Here is a 24,608-nt window from a genome sequence, read left to right on the forward strand (position 1 = left end):
AGCAACCCTAGCCCGGCCGACCGCCATAGGCGGACGTTCGTCTTCAGGCGGTGGCCTGGTCGAGAAGTTCGAGCAGATGGTGGTACGGCCGGCCGGTGGCGCGGGTCAGGCCGAGCTCGCAGGTGCGGTTGACCGAGGCGTGCGCGGCGAAGTCGCCGGCTCGTACGGCGGCGGCTTCGGCGTGGGTGGCCGAGGCGGTGAGCTCCGGGTGGAGCAGGCCGCGGTCACCGGCGAAGGCACAGCACTGCCACCCGTCGGGGACGACCACCCGCTCGGCGACCGCTTCGGCGATCCGGGTGATGGCGGCGTCCAGGCCGAGGCGGGTGGAGGAGCAGGTGGGATGCAGGGCCAGGGACGGGCGGCGGCGGAGTACGGTCAGGCGGGGCAGGAGGTACTCGGCGGTGAAGGCGACCGCGTCGAGCACCCGCAGGTCCTGTCCCAGCAAGTCGGTCAGGCGGTGGAAGCCCTCGGTGCAGGAGGCGGCGTCGCTGACGACCGGGATCCGGCCCTGGCCGGAGGCTTTGAGCCCAGTGGCTTCGAGCCCAGTGGCTTCGAGCCCAGTGGCTTCGAGCCCAATGGCTTCGAGCAGGGTGTCGGCCACGCGGCGGGCCATGAGGTCATGGCCGTCGGTGTAGCCCTTGGACGACCAGGGAGTGCCGCAGCACAGGCCGCCGATCCCTTCCGGGACGTGCAGCCGCACGCCCGCGCGCGCGGCCAGGCGGGTGAACGCGTCCATTACGCCGGGGCCGCCGTCGGCGGGGGCGAACAAGGTGTTCAGGCAGGACGGGACATACACCGCGTCCGCGTTCTCCACCGGATCCGGCCGGCGGCGCTTCCCGCCCCGCGGCAGGTCGCGGGTCCACCCCGGAACGGCCTCGGAGCCGGTGACGGCGCGAGCGGCACGACTGGTCGCCTCCGGCAAAAGGCGCGGGACCGCCTTCGCCGTGTCCAACGCCAGGTCGAGCGCGCCGGTCACCCCGCTCCAGTGCTTGGCGGCGGCCTTCCAGCCCTTCTGGGCCAGGCGGCCGTGACGCTCGCCGCGCAGGCGCTTGGTCAGGTCGCCGGTGTTGATCAGGACCGGGCAGGCGGTGGCGCACATGCCGTCCACGGCGCAGGTGTCCACGGCGTCGTAGCCGTACTCCTCCTCCAGTCGCCGGGCGAGCTCGTGGTCGCCCGCGGCCTGGGCGGCGGCCAGCTCGCGGCGCAGCACGATGCGCTGGCGCGGAGTGGTCGTCAGGTCGCGGCTGGGGCAGACCGGCTCGCAGTAGCCGCACTCCACGCACCGGTCCACCTCGGGCTCGACGGTGACGACGGCCTTGAGGTCGCGCAGGTGCGCGTCGTCGCGGTCGGTCAGGACGACGCCGGGGTTGAGCGCGCCGGCCGGGTCGCACAGGCGCTTGACCTCGCGCATCACCTCATACAGCTCATCACCGTACTGGCGGCGCACGAACGGGGCCATGACCCGGCCGGTGCCGTGCTCGGCCTTGAGCGTGCCGCCCCGGGCCAGGACGGCCCGCACCATGTCCTCGGTGAAGTCGGCGTAGCGCTCCAGGTCGGTGTCGAAGCGCTCGTTGAGCATGAAGTGCAGGTTGCCGTCCTTGGCGTGGCCGAAGATGACGCTGCGCTCGTAGCGGTGCTCGGAGAACAGGGCGATCAGCTCGTCGCACAGGTCGGCCAGGGCGGGCACCGGAACGGCGACGTCCTCCAGCAGGGCGGTGGTGCCGCTGGGGCGGGCGCCGGCGACGGAGGCATACAAGCCTTTGCGGATATGCCACAACGCGGCCCGGCCGCCCGCCTGCCTGCTCAGCCGGGCCGGGGCCGACAGCGCCAGCCGCGGGAACAGCTCCTCGGCCGCCCGTTCTCGTTCGGCCAGGAGATCCGGGTCCGCTTCCTGCCATTCGATCAGCAGGGCGGCGTGCTCGGCGACGGCGAGCGTGCGCAACACCTCGTCGGCCTTGGGGTCGGTCTGGGCCACGCGCAGGGATTCGGCGTCCAGCAGTTCGACGGCGGCGGGCGTGACGGCGACCAGATCGGGCATCGCGGCCATGGCCTGGCGCAGGGTGGGGAAGACGAGCAGGCCGGTGGCGGCCAGCGGGTGGGCGGGGACCGTGCGCAGCACCGCCTCGGCGACGAAGCCCAGGGTGCCCTCGCTGCCGATGGCCAGGTGGGCCAGGATCTGCGCGGGCGATGAGTGGTCGAGGAAGCTGTTGAGGCCGTAGCCCATGGTGTTCTTCAGTGAGAACTGGGCGGTGACGCGGCGCACCGAGTCGGGGTTGCCGCGCACCCGGTCGCGCAGCCGTTCCAGGCCCTCGGCCAGCGCGGGCTCCAGGGCGCGCAGCCGCTCGTCGGCGTCGGGGGCGCCGGTGTCGATGACGGTGCCGCTGGGCAGTACCAGCGTCATCGACTCCAGGGTCTGGTAGGTGTTGGCGTGCGTGCCGCAGGTCATGCCGCTGGAGTTGTTGGCCACGACGCCGCCGATCGTGCACGCCGACTCACTCGCCGGGTCCGGGCCGAGCTTGCGGCCGTACGGCGCGAGGCGGGCGTTGACCTGCCGCAGCACCGCGCCCGGCTGCACCCGCACCCGCGCCCCGCCGTCCAGCACCTCGATGCCGCGGAAATGCCGCCGGGTGTCCACCAGGAGGTGCTCACTGACCCCTTGCCCGCTCAGGCTGGTGCCGCCGGAACGGAAGGTGAGCGGCAGGCCCGTACGCAGCAGCGCCGCCACCTGCTCCGCGCTCTCGGGCACCAGCACCGCCTGCGGCGTGAGCAGGTAGTGCGAGGCGTCGTGCGCCATGCCGAGCCGGTCACTGGCCCTGGTGCGGGCGATCCCGGGGACGGCTGCCTCCACCGCCGACAGTACGGCGGCATCGGGGACGGGCATCGTGCTGCTCACGCGTGCTTCTCTCACAGTCGCGGATCTCACAGTCGCGGATCTATGTGGATCTTCGGGCCGGGGCCGGCGTCGTCAGGCCGGTGCCCGGCCAGGACCTCGGCCGTCGCGGCCAGGCCGACCGTCGCGGCCACCAGCGGGCGGGGGGCCGGCGAACCGTCGGCGTAGGCGGCGATGGCGCCCGCCAGCCCGGCCGAGCCGCCGAGGATGCCGACCGCGGTGACGTCCCGCAGCAGCAGGTCGCGGGTGTCGAGGGTACTCGGTGTCCCGGCCAGGCCGATGTAGACGACGCGTCGCGCGGGCTCGACGAGGTCGAGCGCCAGGGCGGGCAGCTGCGGGGCGTTGGAGGCGTCGACCACGGCATGCCACGGCAGCTCCGGCAGCGTCTGCCGGGTCCAGACGCCGGTGAGTCCGAGGGCCCGCGCGACATCCGGGGTGTGCAGCCCCATCAGGTGCACCTCTACGCCTTCCGCGCGGGCGAACAAGGCCACGAGCAGGCCGATCGCGCCCGTGCCGAGGACCAGCAGCCGCTCCCCCGGCCGCAGCCCGGCGGCGCGGAAGGCCCTGAGCGCGTTGGCGCCCGGCTCGACCAGTGCGCCGAGCGTGGCGTCCATCATGTCGGGCAGCGCGTGCAGGGCCGTGGCCGGCACGGCGAGCTGCTCGGCCAGGGCTCCGGGACGGCCGCGGCTGATGCCGATCTCCACCATGTCGGCGCAGACGTGGTGGTTGCCGGCCTGGCAGCGGTCGCAGTGGCCGCAGCCGAGCATGGTGTCGCCGGTGACCCGGCGGCCCAGCCAGCCGCCGTCCACGCCCTCGCCGACCGCGCTGACCACCCCGGTCCACTCGTGACCGGGGCGCAGCGGGTACCAGGACCGGCCGGTACGCAGGTAGCTCATCTCGCCGGTGAACAGCTCCACGTCCGTGCCGCACACGCCGACCCGCTCGACGTCGACGACCACCTCGCCGGGGACGGCGAGCGGCGGCTCCACCTCCCGCACCTCGGCCTTGCCCGGGCCGGTCAGGACGAGGGCACGCACTAGCGGGGCCCTACGACCTGCTGGCGCTGGCTGCCGAGCCCGTCGATGCCGAGCTCCATCACGTCGCCGGGCTGGAGCCAGATCTGGGGGTGGTGACCCATGCCGACGCCGGGCGGGGTGCCGGTGTTGATCAGGTCGCCGGGCTCCAGCACCATGAACTGGCTCAGGTGGTGCACGATGACGTACGGATCGAAGATCATCGTCTTGGTGGTGCCCGTCTGGCGGCGCACGCCGTTGACGTCCAGCCGCATGCCGAGGTCGGTGACGTCGGCGATCTCGTCGGGGGTGACCAGCCAGGGGCCGGCCGGGTTGAACGTCTCGGCGGACTTGCCCTTGCTCCACTGCCCGCCGCGCTCCATCTGGAAGGCGCGCTCACTGACGTCGTTGACCACGCAGTAGCCGGCGATGACGTCGCGGGCCTGCTCGACCGAGTCCAGGTAGGAGGTGCGGCGGCCGATGACGATGCCCAGCTCCACCTCCCAGTCGGTCTTCGTCGAGCCGCGCGGGATCCGCACCTCGTCGTACGGGCCGACCAGCGTGTTGGGCGACTTGGTGAACAGGATCGGCTCATCCGGGACGGCCTGGCCGGTCTCGGCGGCGTGGTCGCTGTAGTTGAGGCCGATGCACAGGATCTGGTGCGGCCGGGCGATCGGCGCCCCGACCCGCTCGCCGGCGAACTCCGCCACCTGACCGGCCGCGATACGTTCGGCGACCGGCCCGGCCAGCAGAGCCGTGCCGCCGGCGCCGAAGAAGCGCTCGTCGAAGTCGGGCGTCAGATCAGAGACGTCCACGTAGTGGGTGTCGTCCACGCGGACGACGGGCTTTTCGGCGCCGGGGGCGCCGATGCGCATGAGGTACAAGATCAGTCTCCGTGAATCTGCGGTAGGGCGGTGGCGGGCCTCACGAGAGGTCCTTGCCGGACACGATGGCGCGGATGGCGGGCAGGTCGGCGACGAGCTTGTCCAGCGGCGTGCGGTAGGCCAGGCCGCTGACGCTGATCGCGCCGCTGGGCACGGCGGGTGAGTTCAGGTACGCCGGAACCGCCAGGCAGTTGACGCCCGGCTCGTTCTCCTGGTCGTCGACGGCGTAGCCCTGCTCACGGACGCGTACCAGCTCGGCGTGCAGTTCCTCGGCCGTGCCGGCCGAGCGCGCGGTCGGCCGCTCCAGCGTCCGGCCGCCCACCCACGCGCGCACCGCGTCCTCGTCCGGCAGGGAGTGAGCGAGCAGCATCTTGCCGACACCGGTGCAGTGGGCCGGGTTGCGGCCGCCGACGACCGAGGTCAGCCGCACCGCACCGGCGGCCGGGTCCAGCTTGGAGCGGTAGACGACCGAGGTGCCGTCCAGCACCGCGTAGTGCACCGTCTCGCCGTACCGCTCGCACAGCGCCTTGAGGATCGGGGTGACCCGGACGTGGTCGGGCCGGGCCTCGTGGTGGGCGAAGGCCATCCGCAGGAACTCATCCCCCAGCACGTACTGGCCGTGGCCGTTCTGGGCGGCGAACCCGGCGCGGCGCAGCGCGGCCAGGGCGCGATGCGCGGTCGGCTTAGGGCTGGCCACCGCGCGGGCCATCTCCTCCAGGCCGATCCCGTCGGGGTGGCGGGCCAGCTCGGCCAGCACCGCCAGCACCCGGTCGGACCCGACGAGCTTGGGTTCCTCCATAGGCTCGGACATGATTCCGAATGTTAGACCATCATTCCAAAAGCACGAAGTTCTCCTCTCAACCGGCTTCAGCCGAGTGCTTGGGCGAGGGCCGCCACGACGGACTTGCCGCGGTCCCCATCGCCCATGCGGTTCGTCAGATAGGCGAACCCCATCCGTGCCTCAGGATCGGCGAACGCCACCTGTCCGCCCGCCCCGTCATGCCCGAAGGACGCCGGTGAGAGGTAGCGCTGCCAGTCCGAGGGCACCATGACCCCGGCGCCCCAGGACTGATAGGGCGGCTCCACGAAGAAGTACGGGGCTCCCTCGCTGCGCACCTCGCAAAGCGCGTGCACGGAGTCGTCGTTGATCAGGCGCACGCCGTTCGTCGGCGTAACGGTCGCCGACCACATCCGGGCCAGTCCGCTCGCCGTCGCCGTGCCGGTCACGCCGGCCAGGCCGGCACGGCGGAAGCGCGGTTCGGTGAGGTGGTCGATCGTGAGACCACAACCCAGGTTTATCGCGCGTTCCAGCCAGAAGATCGCCTCGGGGTCGCCCGTCGGCGTTGCCTCCTCCAGCGCGTCCGTGACGACACGGGCCACGCGTGGCTCCTCCGAGTCCGGAAGCCCGATCCAGACGTCGGCTTTCAGCGGGCGAGCGACGTGCTCCTCGAAGCAGCGCCCGATCACCTGGCCGGTGCCGAGCGTGACGAGCTTGGCGGTGATCGCCCCGTGCGTGACCGCGTGGTACTGGTGATGCTCGCCGGGCGCCCACAGCGGCTCCTGGGCGGCGAGGGCGTCCGCCGTCAGCAGGTTGTCCAGCACCTCCTCGAAGGTGAGGTCGCGGCGCGGAGCCGACAGACCGGCCCGGTGCGCCAGAGCGTCGCCGATGGTCACCCCGTCCTTTCCGTGTACGCCGAATTCGGGCCAGAGCTCGACGAGCGGGGTGTCCAGCGCGGGCAGCGCACCGCGTTCCATGAGCATCGCCACCAGGACCGACGCCATACCCTTCGTGCATGAGTACGTCAGCACGAGGGTGTCGGACGTGAACGCGCGCCCCGTGCGCTCATCCGCGACACCGGCCTGCAGGTCGACGACCGGCGTCCCGTCGATCCACACCGACAGCGCGGCGCCGGCGCGCTCGTCGCCGGCGACGGTGCGCAAGAAGGCGTCCGCCACCTTGTCGAAACCGGTCTCTACCAAGGTCATCAGGGTGTTTCCTCTCCGTTCGTGGAGCCGGTCAACGGACGACGACCCGCATGCGGCCCAGGTTCTGGATCTTCGTGAAGGGTGTGTTCGCGTCACCGTCGCGCTGGGCGATGGCGCGCAACGCCGGGAAGTAGGTCCCGGGCTTGGTGTAGGTGAACGTCATGCGCACCTCCGCGGAACCGCGGGGAGGGCCGAAGGGTCGCGCGCTGAACGTTCCGTCGCCCTTGAAGTCCCACTCGGTTGACACGATCGCGCCTGTTCCCGCAGGTGTCTGGATCTCGGCCGTGAAGGAGACCGGCTTGCCCGCGGGAACCTTGATGGTGGTACGACCTCGCGCGGTCAGGTCGATGACGGGCTGCACGCCTCGGCGTGCCGCGGCCCTCGCCGGCACGGCGACCTGGCTGTCGGTCACGTTGTACCGAGTGGACTTCGCAGGTGTCACCCCGCGCTCGGCCCACGCGCTCACATCCCGCAGCGCCTGCTGCAGGATGCCCGTGCCGTCGATCAGGTAAGGGGTGTGGGGACCGATGTGGTCGGCGTTGTCGGTGAACCAGACACGGAAGTTGTCCTCCGATCCCACCTGCTCGCGGTACCAGTCGGCGTCCCAGGGGAAGGCATCGACGTCCAGCAGGTTGGCGACCATGATGACTTTTCCGGTGAACGTGCCGGTGTGCGTGCCGCCGCCGCTGACGCCGAGGGACACGCCCGGGCCCACCTCGACCGCGCGCTGCGGGTAGAGCGGCCGCCCGTTCGCGTCACGGAACTGGTCCCAGGCGTAGAAGCCGGGCCGGGTGGGGACCTGGTGGCGGTGGTAGGAGGTGAGCGCGAGCGACCAGCGGTTGTCGACGCGCAGTTTGACGCCCGCCGCGAGCGCCTTCAGCACCTCGGGCGCGTTGCCGCTGCCGAGCGTGAACACCTTGCCGTTCAGCGAACCCGTGAGGGCGCCGATCTTTGTCGTGCCGTCGGCGGCGTAGACCGTGAAGTCCAGGAAGGTCCTGCTCGCCGGCGGAGCGCTGTCCAGGGTCAGGCTCGTGGGATCGACGTGCGTGATGGTGGCCAGGTGGTCGACCTTCGCGGCGCGGAACAGCTCGCCGAGCGGCGACTGCTCGGTACCCAGGTAGCCGGGCTTGCTCCAGAAGTCGTCGGCGTAGGTGGGATCTGCGGCGCGAATCGTGCCCGCGTAGCCGAGCAGACCCTGGGGGTCGGTCAAGCCGAGCAGGTAGGTATGATCCTCCCAGCCCCGCAGCGGCACACCCATCCTGGTCACCTCACGCAGCACCGCGCGCTCCACCGAGCTGAGACCGGCGTAGGGGTCGCCCGAGCCCCCCGGGCTCACCGCGTCCGCGATCTGCTGCGCCTTGTCCTGCAGGACGACCCGGGCGAAGGCGCGGACGAAGAAGTTGTTCGGGATCGAGGTCGGCACCCCGGGGATGAACGGCACCGCGCCGTCCCACACGCCCGTCGTGTTCTCCATGGCACCGATGGTCTGGTACGAGCCGCCGCTGCCGCCCCAGATGTAGCCGTAGATCCTTCTCTGCTCGTCGTAGTAGTTCGCGGCGACTGTCCTGGCGAACTTGGCCGCCGCGGCATCGGCCCGGTAGCCGATGGTTCCCTTGATCTGAACGGTGTAGGCGCCGCTGTCCGCACCGAAGCGGATGTTGTCGTCCGTGGCGTTCTCGTCCTGGAGGGGGTAGACGTACTGGAAGAAGCGGCCCTTCCACTGGCTCTTGGGTGGGAGGTAGACGGTGAACTTGACGGTGGTGCCCTCGAAGTGGCCCGAGACCTTGTGATGCGGCACGGGGCCGGCCGGATCCGTCTCACTGTCGATGACGGGTCGGTCGAACTGCGGGTCGACGCAGCCGGCGGTGACCCACACGGGCCCGCCGGGCGTGCGGGCCGCGCACTCGGCGGCCTGGGCCGCCCTCGCGCTCTGCGCCGGTAGTAGACCGAGCAGGACTCCGACGGTGACCGCGCTGGTAAGTGGCAGCGTTCTTTTCATTGGATGCTCCGTGAGGTGTGTACGCGCGAGGTCGGGATGACTAGCCTTCGAACGCTTCCTGCATCTTCTGGAGCACCTCGTCGATGGTGTCCTTGCCGAGCAAGATCGCCTGCACGCCCTGCTGGGCCACGTCGTTGACCTTGGGGTTGGGCCAGTCAGCGATCTTGGCGGACTTCCCCGCGGCGATGGCCTCGTTCAGGGCCGCCAGGTTGGCGGGCGGCTTGAAGCCGGGGACGGGGATCAGCGGCACGCTCGCGTAGCCCTTGGCGTACACGCTGATGTTCTCCGGCTCGGCCAGCATGTTGAGGAACGCCTTGGCCGCGGCCGGGTTCTTGGCCTGGGCGTTGGCCGAAACCGTGAAACCGGGCAGAGCCGGGAAGTAGGTGCCGGCGGGATCGTCGGTGGCCGGCATGGGCAGGATCGTGAGCTCGCTCTTCGGCGCCGCCTTCTCGATGGGCGCGATCGCGGCGCCCACGTCGACGATCCCGAGGGCCTTGCCGGCGGCCACCTCATCGCTACCCTGGGTCCGGGTCCGGCCCATCACGCCTTCGCCGAAGCAGCCGGCGTCGTTCATCTGCTTGTACTTGTCGAGGACCTGCCGCCACGGCGAGGCCGGCACCGTGGTCTTCTTCTCCTTGAGCTGGGTGGAGAAGTCCGGGGTAGGTCCGTACACCAGGTCCGCGGACAGGGCGAGGAACATCATCTGGGGGCCCGCGCTGTCATTGAGCCCCTGCGCGTAGGCGTAGAGGCCGTGGTCCTTGGCGCTCTTGCACAGGCCGAGCACCTCACTCCAGGTCTTGGGGGGCTTCAGCCCCAGTTCCTTGAGCTTGGTCATGTTGTAGATGGCGCCCAGCCCCTGGAGCGTTCCCGGGTACGCGTACGTCTTGCCGTTGAACGCCATGTCGCTCTGCCACAGCCGCGGGATGCCGGACACCCACGGCGAGTCCGACAGGTCGAGGAGCTTGCCCTGCGCCGCGAGGGTGTGAACGTTCATGACACCGCCGGATCCCGGCAGCGTGACGAAGATGTCGGCGGCGGTGCCGGCCTGCAACTGCGTTCCGATGAGGTTGCCGACATCCCCGCTGACGTAGTTCACGTCGACCTTGGTGCCGGGGTATTTCTGTTCGAACGCCTTGACGACCGGCTCGAGGGCGGGCTGGAACATCTTGACGTAGAGGATGGTGAGCGTGCCGCTGATGGCTCCCGACGCGGTGGAGGTGGGGGCCGGGCCGCCGCTGTCGGCGGGCGCGGTCGAGCAGGCGGCCAGCGAGAGCCCGGCGAGCAGGGCGCAGCCCATCGCCTTGGTGGAAATCTGCATTGACTTTCTCCAGGGGGGTTGGAGCCGAAGGGTCAGCCCTTCAGCCCTCCGGCGAATCCGTGGATCACGTAGCGCTGGAAGACGAGATAAAGGAGCAGGATCGGGGCCATCGAGATGAGGAGGCCGGAGAAGACCAGCGGCCATTCGACGGTGTACTGGCCGACGAACTGGAAGATGACCACCGGGGTCGTCTCCTGGTGGCTGCCGGCCAGGTAGAGCAGCGGCGTGAAGAAGTCGTTCCAGATGCCCACGGCGTTGAGGATGACCACGGTGCCGAGGACGGGCCGCAGGAGCGGCACGACGACGTGGATGAAGGCACGCACGTCGCCACAGCCGTCGATGCGCGCGGCGTGCTCGTACTCCATGGGCACGCTGGTTCTGAGGAACGTGGTCACCAGGAAGATCGCGAACGGCATCTGCAGGCCCGCGTAGTAGATGATCAGCGACCATACCGACCCGAGCAGCCCCAGGTCCCGCATCGTCAGGTAGAGCGGCAGCAACGCCACCTGGAAGGGCAGCAGCAAGCCGACGAGGAACAGGTAGAAGGTGGCGTTGGACAGCTTGGCCGTCGATCTGGCCAGGGGGTAGGCCGCCATCGTGGCGAGCACGACGATGGCCAGGCAGGAGATCGTCGTCAGGACAGTGCTGTTGACCATGGCCGGGCCGATGTTCGACTCCGTGAGTGCTCGGGTCAGATTGTCCGTCGTGGGCCGGGTGGTCGGCAGGAACGCGGGCGACAGGTCGTCGACGGGTCGAATGGCGAGGTTGATCAAGATGTAGAGGGGGACGACGAAGAGCAGGGCACTGCCGTACGCGAAGACATGGTTGAGCGCGCCGCCCAGCCGCTTGGCCTTCATGAGTTGCCCTTCTGCCGGCGCAGGACCGTGAACTGGATCAGGGACAGGACGGCGACGGCGACGGCCATCGCGACAGCGAGCGCCGCGGACGCGGCGTAGTCACCCACGATGTTGAACTGCTTGAAGATCAACGTGGAGATCGTCTCCGTCTGCCCGGCCGGGCCACCCTGCGTCGTCGCGTAGATCTGGTCGAAGATCTTCAGGCCACCGATGAGGCCGAGCATCAGGTTGATCGTGATGGCCGGGGCCAGCATCGGCCGGACCACGTACCAGAACCTCCGCACCGCGCCGGCGCCGTCGATCGACGCCGCCTCGACGATCTCGGCCGGCACGCCCTGGAGGCCGGCCAGGTAGATGACCATCGACATGCCGACGAACTGCCAGCAGACGACGACGATCACCGCCGTGAGCGCGGTGCCCGGCCGGCCGAGCCAGTCCTCCTGGAGGCTCCCCAGCCCGACCGCTTGGAGGATGTCGTTGACGGCTCCGATGCCCGGCGGAGCGAACAGGTACTTGAACAGGTAGCCGCAGACCAGCGGCGAGACGATGACGGGTGCGAAGATGACGGTCCGCAGCACGTTCCGTCCGAACACCCGCGCGTTCAGGACCAGCGCCAAGACCATGCCCAGCACGTTCTGGATGATCGTCGTCGCCACGGCGATGACCAGCGTGCGCACCAGAATGTCGGACGAGGTGGCGTCGTTGAAGATTGTCTTGTAGTTGCGCAGCCCCACGAAGTCGCGGGACGGCGAATACACGCTCCAGTTGGTGAACGACATGTAGACGCCCTGTGCGGTGGGGATCACCACCACGTAGAGGTAGAGCACGAGGCCCGGTATGACGAACCACCACAGGTTCCGGCCGATGGTGCGGCGCCGGCCAGGTGGACGGGCTCGGGGCGCGCGGCGCCGCACCTCGTGGCTGAGGACTGTCGCCATCGTTTCCTCCAGAAGGGAAAGGTCGGTCAGTAGGTGGCGCGGCCGCCACTGATGTCGTAGACGGCTCCGGTGGAGAAGCTGACCTTGTCGGAGGTCAGCCAGGCGATGAGCTCGGCGACCTCTTCGGGGCGGCCGATCCGGCGCATGGGGATGAGGCTGGTGATGTGCGCCAGCGCCTCGGGGCCGGTGTCGGCGTTCATCGGGGTCTCGATGACGGCCGGGGCGATGACGTTGGTGAGCACGCCGCTGGTGGCGAGTTCCTTGCCGAGCGATTTGGTGAGCGCGATGACGGCGGCCTTGGTGGCGGAGTAGGGCGCCATGTTGGGGTTGCCGTCCTTGCCGGCCATGCTGGCGATGTTCACGATGCGGCCCCAGCCGCGCTCACGCATGCCGGGCACGAAGGTCCGGCAGGTGTGGAAGGTGCCGTGCACGTTGACCTCGAAGGTGCTTCGCCAGCCGTCGAGAGGGATCTCCCACAGCGGTGCGGTGGGTCCGACGACTCCGGCCGAGTTGACGAGGATGTCGATCGGGCCCACTTTTTCGGCGACGGCCTGCACGGCATCGGCGTGGGCAACGTTGCACACTATGTCGGCGTCGTCGGCGATGTCGAGGGTGATGACCTTGACGCCTTCGGCCGCCAGACGGGCGGCGGCGGCCTTGCCCAGGCCGCCGGCGCCGCCGGTGATGAGCGCGGTGCGCATGCTGTCCTTTCAGTGAGATTCACGCGGCACGTGATCGCCGCTGGAGCCGACGAGGAAGTCCAGGTCGGCACCGGTATTGGCCTGCTGGACCGTTTCGAGGTAAAGGCGCTGCCAGCCGCGGGACGGTCGGGCGAAGGCGTTCACGGCGGCTGGAGCGGGTTCGCGCGCGGCCAGTTTCTCGTCGGGGATGTCGATGTCGAGCCGCCGCCCCGGGACGTCGAGGATGATCATGTCGCCGGTGCGGACCTTGGCCAGGGGGCCGCCGGCGGCGGCCTCCGGAGCGACGTGCAGCACGACGGTGCCGTACGCGGTGCCGCTCATCCGGCCGTCGCAGATGCGGACCATGTCACGGACGCCCTGGGCGAGCAGCTTGGGAGGCAGGGGGAGGTTGGCGACCTCGGGCATGCCGGGGTAGCCCTTGGGGCCGCAGCCGCGCAGGATCAGCACCGAATCCGGGGTGACGTCCAGGTCGGGGTCGTCGAGGCGGGCGTACAGGTCCTCGACGGAGTCGAAGACCAGGGCGGCCCCGCGGTGCTTGAGCAGGTGGGAGGAGGCGGCGGCCGGTTTGATGACGGCGCCGTCAGGGGCGAGGTTGCCGTACAGCACGGCGATGCCGGCGTCCTGCAGCACGGGCTGGTCGCGGGTACGGATGACGTCGCCGTCGTGGATGGTGACCTCGTCGAGGTGATCGACGAGGGGGCGGCCGGTGACCGTGATCGCCTCGGGGTCGAGCAGGTCGCGGACCTGGTTCAGCACCGCGTGCAGGCCGCCGGCGCGGTACAGGTCGTCCATGAGGTGCCGGCCCGCTGGCTGCAGGTCGACCAGCAGCGGTACGCCGGAGCCGGTGCGATCGAAGTCATCGAGCGTCAGCTCGACGCCGAGTCGGCCGGCGATGGCCAGCAGGTGCACCACGGCGTTGGTGGAGCCGCCGATCGCGGCCAGAGCGACGATGGCGTTGGAGAACGATGCACGCGTGAGCACGGCGCTGGGACGGCGTCCGGCGGCGACCATCTCCACGACGAGGCCGCCGCTCTCGTGGGCGCCCGCCAGCAGACGGCTGTCCGGGGCGGGGGTGCCGGCCAGGCCGGGCAGGGTCATGCCGAGCGCCTCGGCCAGCAGGCTCATGGTGGAAGCGGTGCCCATCGTGTTGCAGTGGCCCTTGCTGCGGATCATGGACGACTCCGAGCGGAGAAACTCGGCCTCGCTCAGCCTGCCGCCGCGCACCTCCTCGCTCAGCCTCCACACGTCAGTGCCGCAGCCGAGCGGCCGGCCACGGAAGTGACCGGTGAGCATCGGGCCGCCGGGGACTACGACCGCGGGCAGGTCCACCGAGGCGGCGGCCATGAGCAGGGCGGGGATGGTCTTGTCGCAGCCACCGAGCAGCACCACACCGTCGATCGGGTTGGCCCGCAGCATCTCCTCCGTCGCCATCGCCGCCATGTTGCGCCACAACATGGCGGTCGGCCGTACTTGCGTCTCGCCGAGCGAGACCACCGGAAGATTCAGCGGGACACCGCCCGCTTCCCAGACGCCCCTTTTGACATGCTCGGCGACCTCATCCAGATGCATGTTGCAGGGGACGAGATCGGAGGCGGTGTTGGCGATCGCGATCTGCGGCCGGCCGTCGAAGGCGCGAGACGGCAGCCCTCGCCGCATCCATGCCCGGTGAATGTAGGCGTTGCGGTCGGTGCCGGCGTACCACCGAGAACTGCGGCACATGGGCTATCACATCCAGAAATTCCATTTATTGGAACTTAAATCGATTTTGTGGAACGTGCGGCGAGACTAGCTCAGACTTCACCGCCCAGGGAAGAGGCAGTTGAGGAAAAGTTTCGATTTCTGGAACGTGGGTCTAACGTTCGGAAACCCGGGTTTCGCCGCCCAGAACGGCCACAGCCGCTACGTGCGGGGGGCGAGATCCGCGGATGGCCTTCGCCACCGCGAGGCGTGGCCCGGACACGCCGCACGGCACCTCATGAATGGCCTTCCCCCTGGTAGCGGAAGTGCGCGAAGCGGACGACGCCTTCCTCGGCGAACATGCCGGCGACTCGGCCCGTGAACGGTGCCGCCGTCTCGGCTGCCCAGAAGCGGCCGTCGAGCTCGGCCAGGCGCGTCTCGGCGCCTGCTTCGTCGGCGACGATCAGCCGGATGCGTCGCCCGCTCCCGTCCATGGCGGGCCGGGCGGTGGATGGTCCGTTTCGATGCGCGGCAGGACCTCATCCCCTGCCATCCGGACTGTCCATGACCGGCCGAGCGTCGGCTGGCACGCCCGCGCCGTGACCTGCGTCCCGGCTCCCGCCGACGACGCAGCTGGGATCGGGATTGAATGCGGGAATCAACGGGTTGGGAAGCCGGCTCATCGAGTCAGTCCTCGATCGCCCGCAGGCGGATCGCGTGGAAGGGGCGGCCGGGCAGCGGCAGCGCGAATTCTCCTTCGTAACTGCCGGGTAGTTCGGTGATGGTCATGTTCCAGGTGTCGAGGATGTCGGCCCGGTAGCGGGGCCCCGGGCGCAGTGAGAAGGTCCGCCGGCGGGGCTGCATGTGGCCGAGGTAGGCGAGGTAATAGCGGCCTTCGACACCACCGACCGGGACGTCGAAGTCGGCCGGCAATGGATCGATGCCGGCGACGTCGGCCGGCAACTCGTCGAGGACGGCCCGCAGGAACCGGATGCGGGGCGTGCTCTCACCCTTGAGAGCCCCGCCCTTGGCCCACCACAGAACGTCGTCGTCGGCCAGGAAGCACTCGCCGTGCGTGACGTAGCCGCCGCGTACCACGCCTTCCCAGCAACGGCGCACCATCTCCTGCGGCATGAGGTTGCCCCAGCCCCATTCGATGTCGCCCTCATAGCCGCACTCGTCGACCACCACGGGCTTGCGCCAGCGGGTGCGCCATTCGGCGGTGTCGTCCGGCGCCCGTTGAATGCTGGCGTGGGTGACCCAGGACGCGTCGTTGTCCCAGAGCTCTACCCAGTTGTGCACGCTGAGCAGATGGCCGTGCGGATCGTGCTCGCCGATCACGGCGGCGAAGCGGTGCCAGTCGGTGACGTCTTTGGCCCACATGAGGTCGTACTCGTTGGCCAGCGACCACCACACGTTCGGATAGGCCGCCAGGCGGGACACCACATAGCGCAGATAGCGGTCGTCGGCCGCGGCGCCCATGTCGGAGAACCCCCAGCGGTCGTAGGGGTGGAAGAGGATGAGGTCTGCCTGGATGCCGAGCGCGCCGAGCTGCGCGATGCGCCGCTCGAGATGGCGGAAGTAGCCGGGATTGGGACGCTGGAAGTCCCAGCCGTCATCGAGCGAGCCCTCGAAGGGGTAGCGCGGCGGCTCATTGGTGCTGTGGACGAACGACTTGGGGAAGACGCACATGCGGATCTTGTTGAACGGGCTGCTCCTGAGGGTCTGGAGGGTCTGTTCCTCCAGTTCGTCGCCCTGATGGGTCCAGGCGTAGGCGGTGGTGCCCACGGGGAGGTAGCGGGTGCCGTCGGCGTGGCGGAAGTGGTGGGTCCGGTGCGCGTGGACCGGACCGTGATCGCCGCTGTCAGCCGGCCCGCAGCGGAACTCCCCCGCGATCGCGTCCAGGGAACGGGCGTTGCTGAACGTCTGGAACGTCCAGTCGCCTTCCTCGTCGGGCAGGAACCGGATGCGGTAGACCCCGTCGCCGTCGTAGAAACCATGTGCCGCGAGGCTGCGCTCGCCGAGGCGGAATTCGGCCCACAGGGTGACCTCGGTGAACGGGTTGCCGTGTGCCGGACCGTGCAGTTCCAGCTCGAACGTCCGCCATTGGGTGGCGCCCTCCTGCCGCAGAAGCCGGGCGCTGCCGATGGGCACATCCGCGGACTCGTAATCCAAGGATGGAACGGCCGGCGCCTCGGCAGGGGGCGGCGGCTGGTGAGCCGTTTCCGCGACCGTGGCCAGTTCGGCGTAGAAGGCCTCCTTGGCCGCGGGATTGGTCCGTATCCCTGCCACGATGCCGGTGACCTGCTCCAGCGTGCCGTGCATGCACTGCACGCTCATGTCGCGCTGGAGGCCGGGCAGGTGTTTGCGGACCACGTCCGCGGCCCGCTCGTCGCGGAGCACGTCGCCGAGGATGGATGAAGGACCGTAGGGCATTACCAACTCCTGTGAACAATGGCGTGTGGGCGGGCACGCTCTGTGGTCAGCGGGCCCGCGCGACATCGATGGGACGCGTCGAAGTGAGCGGTGACCCCAGCTGATCGCCTCGATGCAGCGAAGATGACGCTCAAGCGGACGTCGCGCTGCCTGCCGGGAGGTCCGCCGTTCAGCGTGTGCATCGATCGACACCGAGGCTAGGAACCTCGTTGAAACGAGTCAAGGGACCCCTGCGGACCAGTGGTCACAATTCAGCAACGCGCGGAGTTAGCAGCAGGTTTCGCCGCACCGTCCACCCACATAATGGGGAGGGCGACTCGTACCCGACCGGCGATTTGCCTTCCAGGTGGAAAGTTAGAGCCATGACCGAGAGCATGCCCACGATGAGCACCCGCGCCTCGGCGACGCGAGCCGTCATCCTCCGCGCGGCCTTCGACAGCTTCGCCGAACGCGGTTTCGCCGCCTCCTCCCTCCGGGAGATCGCCCAGCGGGCCGGGATCACCCACACCGGCTTGCGCCACTACTTCAAGGGCAAGGACGAGTTGCTGCGTGCCCTCATCGAGCGGCAGGACACTGAGACAGAGCGACGAGGGTCGCCCGAACCCGATGACCGGACGAGTGGCCCCGACGCGCTCGTCGCGCTCCTGCACAGGGCAGCCGACGAGTGGCGGCGTTCGCCCGAGTTCGCGCTACTCCGTACCGAATCAGCAGTGGCCGCTTCTCGGCCCGACCACCCTTCACACGACTACTTCAGCAACCGCTACCGGCGTGTCCGCGAGCGCCTGCGCAACGACTTCCTGGAGTGCGCGGAGGTGGGGACCCTCAGAGAGGGGGTCGATCCGGAACGGGCGGCGGCCCTCTGGCTCGCGGTGCAGGACGGGCTGATGGTCCAATGGCTTCTGGACCCGGAGTTCGACATCAAGGGTCCGATCGAAGAGTTCGTCCGCGCGCTCTTCGCCGAGCCCGCTGCCACGCAGGCCCAGGATGGGCCGGCGTATTCGAGCAGGCAGGACCCGGTACACGACCGCAGCAGCGTCTCGCCGCACGACGTGGCGAGCGCCGGCGGCGGTGAGTCCGCGGAGACCTCACGTAGCCAACGTCCCGAGTCGTGGGGACGCGGGCCCACCGACGACCAGGCCGTGCGCCGCGCGACGATTCAGGACGTCGCCCGCAAGGCGGGCGTGTCCCCCTCCGCGGTGAGCAAGGTGCTCCGCGACGCCTACGGCGTGAGCCCGCAGATGCGCGCCCGTGTGAGTTCCGCCATCGAAGAGCTCGGCTATCGGCCGAACGCCGGAGCGCGTGGCATGCGCGGCAGGTCGTACACCGTCGGTGTCACGCTGACGGCGATCTCCTCGCCCTTCCAGCCCGAACTCGTCGAGGGGTTGACGGGCAAGTTTGGGACGACCCCCTTTCAGCCGATCATCGTCAACGCCGGCAGCGACCCCGGATTGCAGCGGCGAAGCATCGAGGCGCTGCTGGACCGCCAGGTCGATGGACTCGTCCTCATCTCACCGTTCATGGACCCCGAGTGGCTCGAGGACCTCGGAAAGAGGGTGCCGACGGTGGTCGTCGCCCGGCACGGCGGTTCGACGAGCTACGACACGGTCGTCGACGACGAGGACGAAGGCACCCGGCTCATGGTCGAGCACCTCGTCGACCTCGGACACGAACGGATCGTGCACATCGGCCAGTCCTCATGGGGCCTGGAGCGACCGTTCGTGGTGTCCAACACGCTGCGCTCCGACGGGTACACGCAAGCGATGCGGCGGCTTGACCTGGAGCCCGACGTCATCGTCACCTCCCACACCGAGCAGGGCGGCTACGAAGCGGCGGTCGAGGCGCTCGCTCGTCCCACTCCCCCCACCGCGATCTTCGCAGGTGCCGACATCGCCGCTCTCGGCGTCCTGCGGGCCGCGGAGGAGCGGGGGCTCCGTGTGCCGGAGGTCCTCACGGTCGTCGGGTACGACAACATCTACATGTCCACGATCGGGCGAATCTCCCTCACGACGATCGACCAGTCCGCGCAGACCACTGGCGCGGACAGCGCGCGGCTCCTCCTCGAACGGCTCGCCGGCCGAGTCGAGCCGGTGCACCACGTGATCAGCCCGCGGCTCGTCGTACGCGGCACGAGCGCCCCGCCGCCAGAGCGGGACCGCACCTGACGGCACCGCGGGAACGCCGACCGGCGCGACCAGGCCCAGCTCTGCTCTGACCGCTCAATCACTGAGGAGCCCACATGCCGACAGCCACCCCCTGGTGGACGAACGAGCTCGCCTTCGAGGCGGCCCGCGAGCACGTCAACCCCTATCGCGACCTCGACGTACAGGTGGTCTTCACCGGGCCGGGCGACGTCCAGGTGCGGCGGCCCGCCTTCTGGGACGGTGGACGGACCTGGCGGGTACGCTTCGCCCCGACGGCCCCGGGCCGCTGGAGCTACCGCACGACGTGCGGCGACACCTCGGACCACGGGCTGCACCACAGAACGGGGGAGCTGGAATGCCGGCTCGAGGAGACAGACCGGCCGATCTACCGCCACGGCTTCCTGCGCAGGGGACCGGACGGACGGTTCCTCGCACACGCTGACGGCACGCCCTTCTTCTGGCTCGGAGACACTCACTGGCAGCTGATGTGCGAGCGGTGGGACGAGGCCAACAAGCCTGGTTGGAGCTCGCAGTTCCGGGACACGGTCGACCTGCGGGTGAGGCAGGGTTTCACGGTTTATCAGACGAACCTGATGGTGACCGACAAAGCAGACTCAGACTGGGCAGGCACGGCGTCGTATTGGCTGGAGGGCCGGGAGTTCGAGGACATCGACGTCGACTACTTCAAGACGGCTGTGGACCTGCGGCTCGCCTACATCGCCGAGCGAGGACTCGTCAACGCCCTCGGGCTCGGGTGGTACTCCGTCATCGACCGTCACCTCGAAGGAGTCCAGCGGTTCGCCCGCTACGTGGTGGCGCGTTACGGCTCCTACCCCGTGGTGTGGACGCTCGGAGGCGAGGTCGCCGGCTACGAGCCCGAGCTGCGTCAAGACCGGATCGACGCGTGGCGGGAGGTGGCTCTGACGATCCGCGCGGCCGACGGCTACCGTCACCCGATCACCGCCCACGCCACGGCGGAGCGGCCGATCGTCCCCTACTACCAGGACGAGGACTGGCTCGACCTGACGCTCAACCAGCACGCGCACGGGGACTTCGACCTGTCCACGGACCACTACCGCGCCCACCTGGCCACGCATCCCGGCCGGCCCCTGGTGGAGGGCGAGAGCCTGTACGAAGGACTGCTCACGGTCGAGCGCGCCGGGCGGCGCCCCGTCACGGAGACCATGGTCCGCCAGATCGCCTACCGGGCCATGCAGTCGGGATGCTGCGGTTACACCTATGGCGCGCAGGGCTGCTGGAACGCGGCCTGGGAGCCGGGTGAGCGGGCGAGCATGTGGGGCGACATGCCTTGGCGTGAGGGAGTCGATCTCCCGGGCGCCGAGCAGCTCGGCCACCTCCGCCGCTTCTATGAGGAGGTCGGCTGGTCACGCCTGCGTCCGGACCCTTGCTGCTTCCGTGCGACGTACATCCATAACAACCACATGTACGCACCCTCTGTGTCCGCCGACGAGGACATGACCACCGTTGTGGCCCACTTCGGGGAGACCTACCGCATGGAAGGCCGCGCCGATTTTGTTGGTCTGCGGGCGGTGCCGTACAGGTTGGACTGGTTCGACCCACGCGAGGGGCACTGGCGCGTCGAAGAGGAACGGGCAGAGCCCGTAGGCGGGACGCTGGCCGTCCCGGCGAAGCCGGACGGCCGGGACTGGCTCCTCGTCGCTCGCTCCGAAGACGATCGGTCCTCACAGGAATGAGCGTACAACGTTGCACGCCAGGCGGTGACCATGAGGCAGCGGGGCAGGAAGCAGCTTCAGACGTCTCGGCCCGGCCGTTACGACCGGGGCGGCGGCGCGCTCGTGTGGCGGGCCATCAGGCGCGGCGCCACGACGTAGTTGACCGGTTGCGTGCGGCCGTCGAGTCGTTCCAGAAGAAGCCTCGCACTGCTCGCGCCGGTGAGGTTGCCCGACTGATCGATGGTGGTGAGAGAGATCCGGCCGATCGTCGTGACGTAGATGTTGTCGTAGCCCGTCACCGTGAGGTCCTCCGGCACTCGGACACCGCGCTCTTCCGCCGCGCGTAGCACGCCGAGCGCGGCGATGTCCGCGCCGGCGAAGATGGCGGTCGGCGGAGTGGGGCCGGCGAGCGCTTCGGCGGCTGCCCGATAGCCGCCCTCTTCCGAGTATGTGCTCTCGATGACGTACGGTTCGAGCCCGTGCCGGCGCATGGCCTTGACGTAGCCCTGGCAGCGCGCCGTGTGGGAAAGGATGAAGGGTTCCGGCAGGTCCTGCGACGGCGCGCTGATGTGCGCGATGCTCCGGTGACCGAGAGCCACGAGGTGATCGACCATGAGACGCGCGCCCGCATGGTCGTCGTCCACAACCGTGTCGTAGACGGAGGTGTGGCCGTGGCGCGCGATCACCACGGTGGGCAGTCTCGACGCGAGCTGCTCCAGCCACGCCTGACTCGTCCACGGCTGGATCAGGATGAGCCCGTCGACCTGCCGATCGACGAGAGCCTCGATGCTGCGCTGATGGCGCTCGGGCGTGGTGCCGCCGGCGATGAGGATCTCCTGGAACGGGCTGGTCTCCAGCTCGCCGGTGATCCCTTGGACGATCTCCGGCTGGAACGGAGAGGTGAGCTCGGTGAGCATGACCCCGATCGTGTACGAGCGCCCCCGCATGCCCCGCGCGCCCGCGTGAGGTCGGTACCCCAACTTCTCGATCGCCGCGGTGACCTTCTCCCGCATCTCGGGGCTGACGCCGTAGGCGTCGCGCACCACCTTCGAGACGGCCGACATCGAGACGTCCGCCTCACGCGCGACGTCATGAATCGTCACGCGATGCGGGTCGGAGGACGGCGGCGCGGAACCACCTCGTGCCCGGCGCCGCGCCGTCTGTCCGGCACCTGAACCAGGGCCCGGATCGGCCTTGTCGTTCCCCTGAGCAGTGTCGGCCGCGCCGTTGTCCACACGGGCAAGAGTATCGGATCTGTGTAGACCGTTGCCTAAACGACCCAGAAGGTCCTTGACGGGGCTTAAATCGCCTCTATACGCTGCCGTGTCGAACGTTGCACATGATCCGGATTCCCCTTCCGAGCGCCACGGCGTCGCGCCCATCCGCCCCGGCACCTTCCGGTGAACCCTGAAGGCGCGCGTACCGCGACATGATCCTCACTCATCGCACCAGGAAGTGACATGAGGCCCCCTGCGACAACCCTGCGTGTCGAGCACCTCGACGAGACGCTCGGCATCCGCGTCACCCAACCCCGGCTGTCATGGCGGCCGCCCGCGGGCGCCGCCGAACAGAGCGCCTATCGGATCCGGACGAGCAACGGCTGGGACAGCGGCCGGATCTCCTCTGCCCAAAGCGTCCTGGTGCCCTACGCCGGACCGCCGTTGCGCTCGGCCGAACAGGTGGAATGGCAGGTCAAGGTATGGACCGACACCGGCGAGAGTGAGTGGTCGGCGCCGGCCGCCTTTGAGATGGGGCTGCTCGCCGCCGCCGACTGGCAGGCCGAATGGATCACCCCCGGTGAGAGCCCGGGCGGCCCGCCCGGCGAGCGGCCCGCGACCTTGCTGCGGTGGGAGTTCGAGGTGGCCGCACCCATCGTCTCGGCCCGCTTGTACGGCACGGCGCACGGCATCTACGAGGGCTTTCTCAACGGCGAACGGATCGGGGACGCCGAACTCGCGCCGGGTTTCACCCAGTACCGCACCCGGCTGCAGGTGCAGACCTACGACATCACGGCCGCTGTCCAGCCGGGCCGCAACGCGCTCGGCGTCATCCTGGCCGATGGCTGGTACCGCGGCCTCATCGGCTACTTCCGCGTGGCCGATCAATGGGGTGAGCGGCCGGCCCTGCTGACGCAGCTGCACCTGACCCATACCGACGGCACGGTGACGGTGCTCGGCACCGGGCCGGGGTGGCGCGGCGCGCAAGGCCACGTGGTGGCCGCCGACCTGATCGCCGGGGAGCGGTGGGATCTGCGCCGTCTGCCGCGCGGCTGGTCACGGGCGGGATTCGACGACTCGGCATGGCTACCGGTCACGACCGTCCCGCGCGGCCTCGATGAGCTGGTCGGCTCCCCCGCGCCGCCCGTGCGGCGGGTGCAGGAGCTGACGCCGGTGTCGGTACGGCGGCTGGATGAGCACCGGCAGATCGTCGACCTGGGACAGAACATCAACGGCTGGGTCCGGCTGGCCGAGCTCGGCCCGATGGGGACGACGATCCGCTTGGTCCACGGCGAGTCACTCGACGCCTCGGGCGACGTGACGACCGACCACCTGCGCCCGTGGGTGCCCGGCGTCGCGGAGCCGTTGCCGGCCGGGCAGATCGACGAGGTGATCTCGGCCGGTGTCCCCGGTGACGTCTTCGAGCCACGCCGCACGACCCACGGATTCCAGTACGTCCGGATCGAAGGCCACCCTGAGGACCTGACGCCGCATGATGTCACCGGCGTCGTGGTGCACACCGATCTGCGGCGCACGGGCTGGTTCTCCTGCAGCGACGAACGGATCAACCGGCTGCACGAGGCGGTGGTGTGGAGCCTGCGCGGCAACGCGTGCGACATCCCGACCGACTGCCCGCAGCGCGAGCGCGCCGGCTGGACCGGGGACTGGCAGCTGTTCGTGCCCACTGCGGCGTTCCTGTTCGACGTGGCCGGATTCTCCACCAAATGGCTGCGCGACCTGGCCGCCGACCAGTGGCCCGACGGGACCGTCACCAACATCGTTCCCTGCTCTCCGCATGACGCGCAGGGCAGCGTGGCCGCCCACCTCAACGGATCGGCCGGGTGGGGCGACGCCGCCGTGATCGTGCCGTGGGAGCTGTACCGGGCCTACGGCGACGCCCGGATCCTGGCCGAAGCGTGGCCGAGCGTCGTGGCGTGGCTGAACCGTACCGAACACCTCGCCCGCACCCGGCGGCACCCCTCGCGAACAGCCGTTCCCGCGCCCCATGAGGAATATCTGTGGGATACGGGCGCACACTGGGGCGAATGGTGCGCGCCCGGCGAACACCTCGACATCGCCGACCTTGCCCGGCTCGACCACGGAGCCCTGGCCACCGCCTTCTACGCGTACAGCTCAGGGCTGGCGGCGCGGATCGCCGAGGTGCTCGGCCGGAGGCAGGAGGCGGAGCGGTATCGCGATCTGAGCGAGAAGGTCCGCGCCGCGTGGCAGGCCGAGTACGCCGGCGGGCCGCTGACGCAGGCCGATCACGTGCGCGCCCTGGCCTTCGATCTCGTCGACGATGCCCTGCGGCCCCCTGTGGCGGCACGGCTGGCCGAGCTCGTACGCGAGGCGGGCACACACCTGGGCACCGGGTTCCTGGCGACACCGTACCTGCTGCCGGTGCTGGCCGACACCGGTCACCTCGATCTCGCCTACGAACTGCTGACGCAGGACACCGAGCCGTCCTGGCTCCTCATGATCGACCGGGGTGCGACCACCGTCTGGGAGCACTGGGACGGCATCTCCTCGGACGGGGAGGCCACCGCGTCGCTGAACCACTACTCCAAGGGCGCGGTCGTCTCGTTCCTGCACAGCTACGTGGCCGGACTTGAGCTGCTCGAACCGGGCTACCGGCGCTTCCTGGTACGACCTCGCCCCGGCGGCGGCCTGACCTGGGCTGAGGCGGTCCACGAGTCGCCGTACGGGCGGATCGAGGCCGGGTGGCGGATCGACGACGGCGCTCTTCACCTACGCCTGGCCGTGCCCGCCGGAACCGAGGCCACCGTCGTCCTGCCCAGCGGCCGTCACGAGAGCGCCGGTCCGGGCACCCACACCTTCATCGACATCATCGACTGAG

17 protein-coding genes are annotated in these 24,608 nt (G+C 69.7%); 3 read left to right on the top strand and 14 right to left on the bottom strand.

The annotated features are described in order from the left end of the window. Nucleotides 1–43: 43 nt before the first annotated feature. The 13 genes from AB0B64_RS48690 to AB0B64_RS48750 all read right to left on the bottom strand — a co-directional run bounded on the left by AB0B64_RS48690 (nt 44) and on the right by AB0B64_RS48750 (nt 16,699). Nucleotides 44–2,893: an FAD-binding and (Fe-S)-binding domain-containing protein gene (locus tag AB0B64_RS48690; RefSeq protein WP_358194368.1), complete on the bottom strand. Its 2,850-nt coding sequence runs from the start codon at nt 2,891–2,893 to the stop codon at nt 44–46. 26 nt (nt 2,894–2,919) lie between these two features. Beyond that, nucleotides 2,920–3,927: an alcohol dehydrogenase catalytic domain-containing protein gene (locus tag AB0B64_RS48695; protein ID WP_357952940.1), complete on the bottom strand. Its 1,008-nt coding sequence runs from the start codon at nt 3,925–3,927 to the stop codon at nt 2,920–2,922. Next, entirely contained in the window at nt 3,927–4,787 is an 861-nt protein-coding gene (locus AB0B64_RS48700) for a fumarylacetoacetate hydrolase family protein (protein WP_358194384.1), read from the bottom strand. The genes AB0B64_RS48695 and AB0B64_RS48700 overlap by 1 nt, the downstream gene beginning before the upstream one ends. A 40-nt stretch (nt 4,788–4,827) precedes the next feature. Continuing rightward, on the bottom strand, nt 4,828–5,598 hold the full coding sequence (locus AB0B64_RS48705) for an IclR family transcriptional regulator (protein WP_358194402.1): 771 nt from the start codon (nt 5,596–5,598) through the stop codon (nt 4,828–4,830). Between the two features lie 56 nt (nt 5,599–5,654). Next, nucleotides 5,655–6,773: a serine hydrolase domain-containing protein gene (locus AB0B64_RS48710; protein ID WP_358194410.1), complete on the bottom strand. Its 1,119-nt coding sequence runs from the start codon at nt 6,771–6,773 to the stop codon at nt 5,655–5,657. Between the two features lie 31 nt (nt 6,774–6,804). Next, the gene (locus tag AB0B64_RS48715) at nt 6,805–8,772 is read right to left on the bottom strand and encodes a PKD domain-containing protein (RefSeq protein WP_358194418.1); all 1,968 of its coding nucleotides are present in this window, start codon (nt 8,770–8,772) and stop codon (nt 6,805–6,807) included. A 40-nt stretch (nt 8,773–8,812) separates the two neighbouring features. Beyond that, nucleotides 8,813–10,090: an extracellular solute-binding protein gene (locus tag AB0B64_RS48720; protein WP_357952949.1), complete on the bottom strand. Its 1,278-nt coding sequence runs from the start codon at nt 10,088–10,090 to the stop codon at nt 8,813–8,815. A 32-nt stretch (nt 10,091–10,122) separates the two neighbouring features. Next, nucleotides 10,123–10,947 (bottom strand): carbohydrate ABC transporter permease, encoded by an 825-nt coding sequence (locus AB0B64_RS48725; protein ID WP_358194438.1) that lies wholly within the window; start codon nt 10,945–10,947, stop codon nt 10,123–10,125. Next, on the bottom strand, nt 10,944–11,885 hold the full coding sequence (locus AB0B64_RS48730; protein WP_358194451.1) for a sugar ABC transporter permease: 942 nt from the start codon (nt 11,883–11,885) through the stop codon (nt 10,944–10,946). The genes AB0B64_RS48725 and AB0B64_RS48730 overlap by 4 nt, the downstream gene beginning before the upstream one ends. A gap of 26 nt (nt 11,886–11,911) precedes the next feature. Continuing rightward, nucleotides 11,912–12,586, bottom strand: coding sequence for an SDR family NAD(P)-dependent oxidoreductase (locus AB0B64_RS48735; RefSeq protein ID WP_357952954.1), 675 nt, complete (start codon nt 12,584–12,586; stop codon nt 11,912–11,914). Nucleotides 12,587–12,595: 9 nt separating this feature from the next. After that, nucleotides 12,596–14,305 carry an IlvD/Edd family dehydratase gene (locus AB0B64_RS48740; protein WP_357952955.1) on the bottom strand — a complete coding sequence of 570 codons (1,710 nt, stop codon included), beginning with the start codon at nt 14,303–14,305 and terminating at the stop codon, nt 12,596–12,598. 254 nt (nt 14,306–14,559) lie between these two features. Then, nucleotides 14,560–14,757, bottom strand: a complete 198-nt coding sequence (locus tag AB0B64_RS48745; RefSeq protein ID WP_358194470.1) for a hypothetical protein — start codon at nt 14,755–14,757, stop codon at nt 14,560–14,562. A gap of 193 nt (nt 14,758–14,950) precedes the next feature. Next, the gene (locus tag AB0B64_RS48750; protein WP_358194479.1) at nt 14,951–16,699 is read right to left on the bottom strand and encodes a DUF5605 domain-containing protein; all 1,749 of its coding nucleotides are present in this window, start codon (nt 16,697–16,699) and stop codon (nt 14,951–14,953) included. Between the two features lie 362 nt (nt 16,700–17,061). On the opposite strand from AB0B64_RS48750, the gene AB0B64_RS48755 reads away from it, so the two are divergent. Together AB0B64_RS48755 and AB0B64_RS48760 are read left to right on the top strand one after the other, a co-directional pair. Then, complete coding sequence (locus AB0B64_RS48755) at nt 17,062–18,861, top strand: substrate-binding domain-containing protein (RefSeq protein WP_358194492.1); 1,800 nt, start codon at nt 17,062–17,064, stop codon at nt 18,859–18,861. A 74-nt stretch (nt 18,862–18,935) separates the two neighbouring features. Continuing rightward, on the top strand, nt 18,936–20,555 hold the full coding sequence (locus tag AB0B64_RS48760; protein WP_358194500.1) for a DUF4038 domain-containing protein: 1,620 nt from the start codon (nt 18,936–18,938) through the stop codon (nt 20,553–20,555). 77 nt (nt 20,556–20,632) lie between these two features. On the opposite strand, the gene AB0B64_RS48765 is transcribed toward AB0B64_RS48760, so the two are convergent. Then, nucleotides 20,633–21,637 (bottom strand): LacI family DNA-binding transcriptional regulator, encoded by a 1,005-nt coding sequence (locus tag AB0B64_RS48765; RefSeq protein WP_358194516.1) that lies wholly within the window; start codon nt 21,635–21,637, stop codon nt 20,633–20,635. A gap of 357 nt (nt 21,638–21,994) precedes the next feature. Between AB0B64_RS48765 and AB0B64_RS48770 the strand changes: the two genes are divergently transcribed. Beyond that, nucleotides 21,995–24,607 (top strand): glycoside hydrolase family 78 protein, encoded by a 2,613-nt coding sequence (locus AB0B64_RS48770; RefSeq protein WP_358194525.1) that lies wholly within the window; start codon nt 21,995–21,997, stop codon nt 24,605–24,607. The last annotated feature ends 1 nt before the right edge of the window (nt 24,608 follow it).

Origin of the sequence: Nonomuraea sp. NPDC049129 (assembly GCF_040648495.1) — a bacterium.
Taxonomy (GTDB): Bacteria; Actinomycetota; Actinomycetes; order Streptosporangiales; family Streptosporangiaceae; genus Nonomuraea.

Bases quoted from the DNA above. Each gene is read 5' to 3' on its own strand.
- AB0B64_RS48705 (WP_358194402.1), bottom strand. From the start codon at position 5,598: ATGTCCGAGCCTATGGAGGAACCCAAGCTCGTCGGGTCCGACCGGGTG.
- AB0B64_RS48710 (WP_358194410.1), bottom strand. From the start codon at position 6,773: ATGACCTTGGTAGAGACCGGTTTCGACAAGGTGGCGGACGCCTTCTTG.
- AB0B64_RS48715 (WP_358194418.1), bottom strand. From the start codon at position 8,772: ATGAAAAGAACGCTGCCACTTACCAGCGCGGTCACCGTCGGAGTCCTG.
- AB0B64_RS48720 (WP_357952949.1), bottom strand. From the start codon at position 10,090: ATGCAGATTTCCACCAAGGCGATGGGCTGCGCCCTGCTCGCCGGGCTC.
- AB0B64_RS48725 (WP_358194438.1), bottom strand. From the start codon at position 10,947: ATGAAGGCCAAGCGGCTGGGCGGCGCGCTCAACCATGTCTTCGCGTAC.
- AB0B64_RS48730 (WP_358194451.1), bottom strand. From the start codon at position 11,885: ATGGCGACAGTCCTCAGCCACGAGGTGCGGCGCCGCGCGCCCCGAGCC.
- AB0B64_RS48735 (WP_357952954.1), bottom strand. From the start codon at position 12,586: ATGCGCACCGCGCTCATCACCGGCGGCGCCGGCGGCCTGGGCAAGGCC.
- AB0B64_RS48740 (WP_357952955.1), bottom strand. From the start codon at position 14,305: ATGTGCCGCAGTTCTCGGTGGTACGCCGGCACCGACCGCAACGCCTAC.
- AB0B64_RS48745 (WP_358194470.1), bottom strand. From the start codon at position 14,757: ATGGACGGGAGCGGGCGACGCATCCGGCTGATCGTCGCCGACGAAGCA.
- AB0B64_RS48750 (WP_358194479.1), bottom strand. From the start codon at position 16,699: ATGCCCTACGGTCCTTCATCCATCCTCGGCGACGTGCTCCGCGACGAG.
- AB0B64_RS48755 (WP_358194492.1), top strand. From the start codon at position 17,062: ATGACCGAGAGCATGCCCACGATGAGCACCCGCGCCTCGGCGACGCGA.
- AB0B64_RS48760 (WP_358194500.1), top strand. From the start codon at position 18,936: ATGCCGACAGCCACCCCCTGGTGGACGAACGAGCTCGCCTTCGAGGCG.
- AB0B64_RS48770 (WP_358194525.1), top strand. From the start codon at position 21,995: ATGAGGCCCCCTGCGACAACCCTGCGTGTCGAGCACCTCGACGAGACG.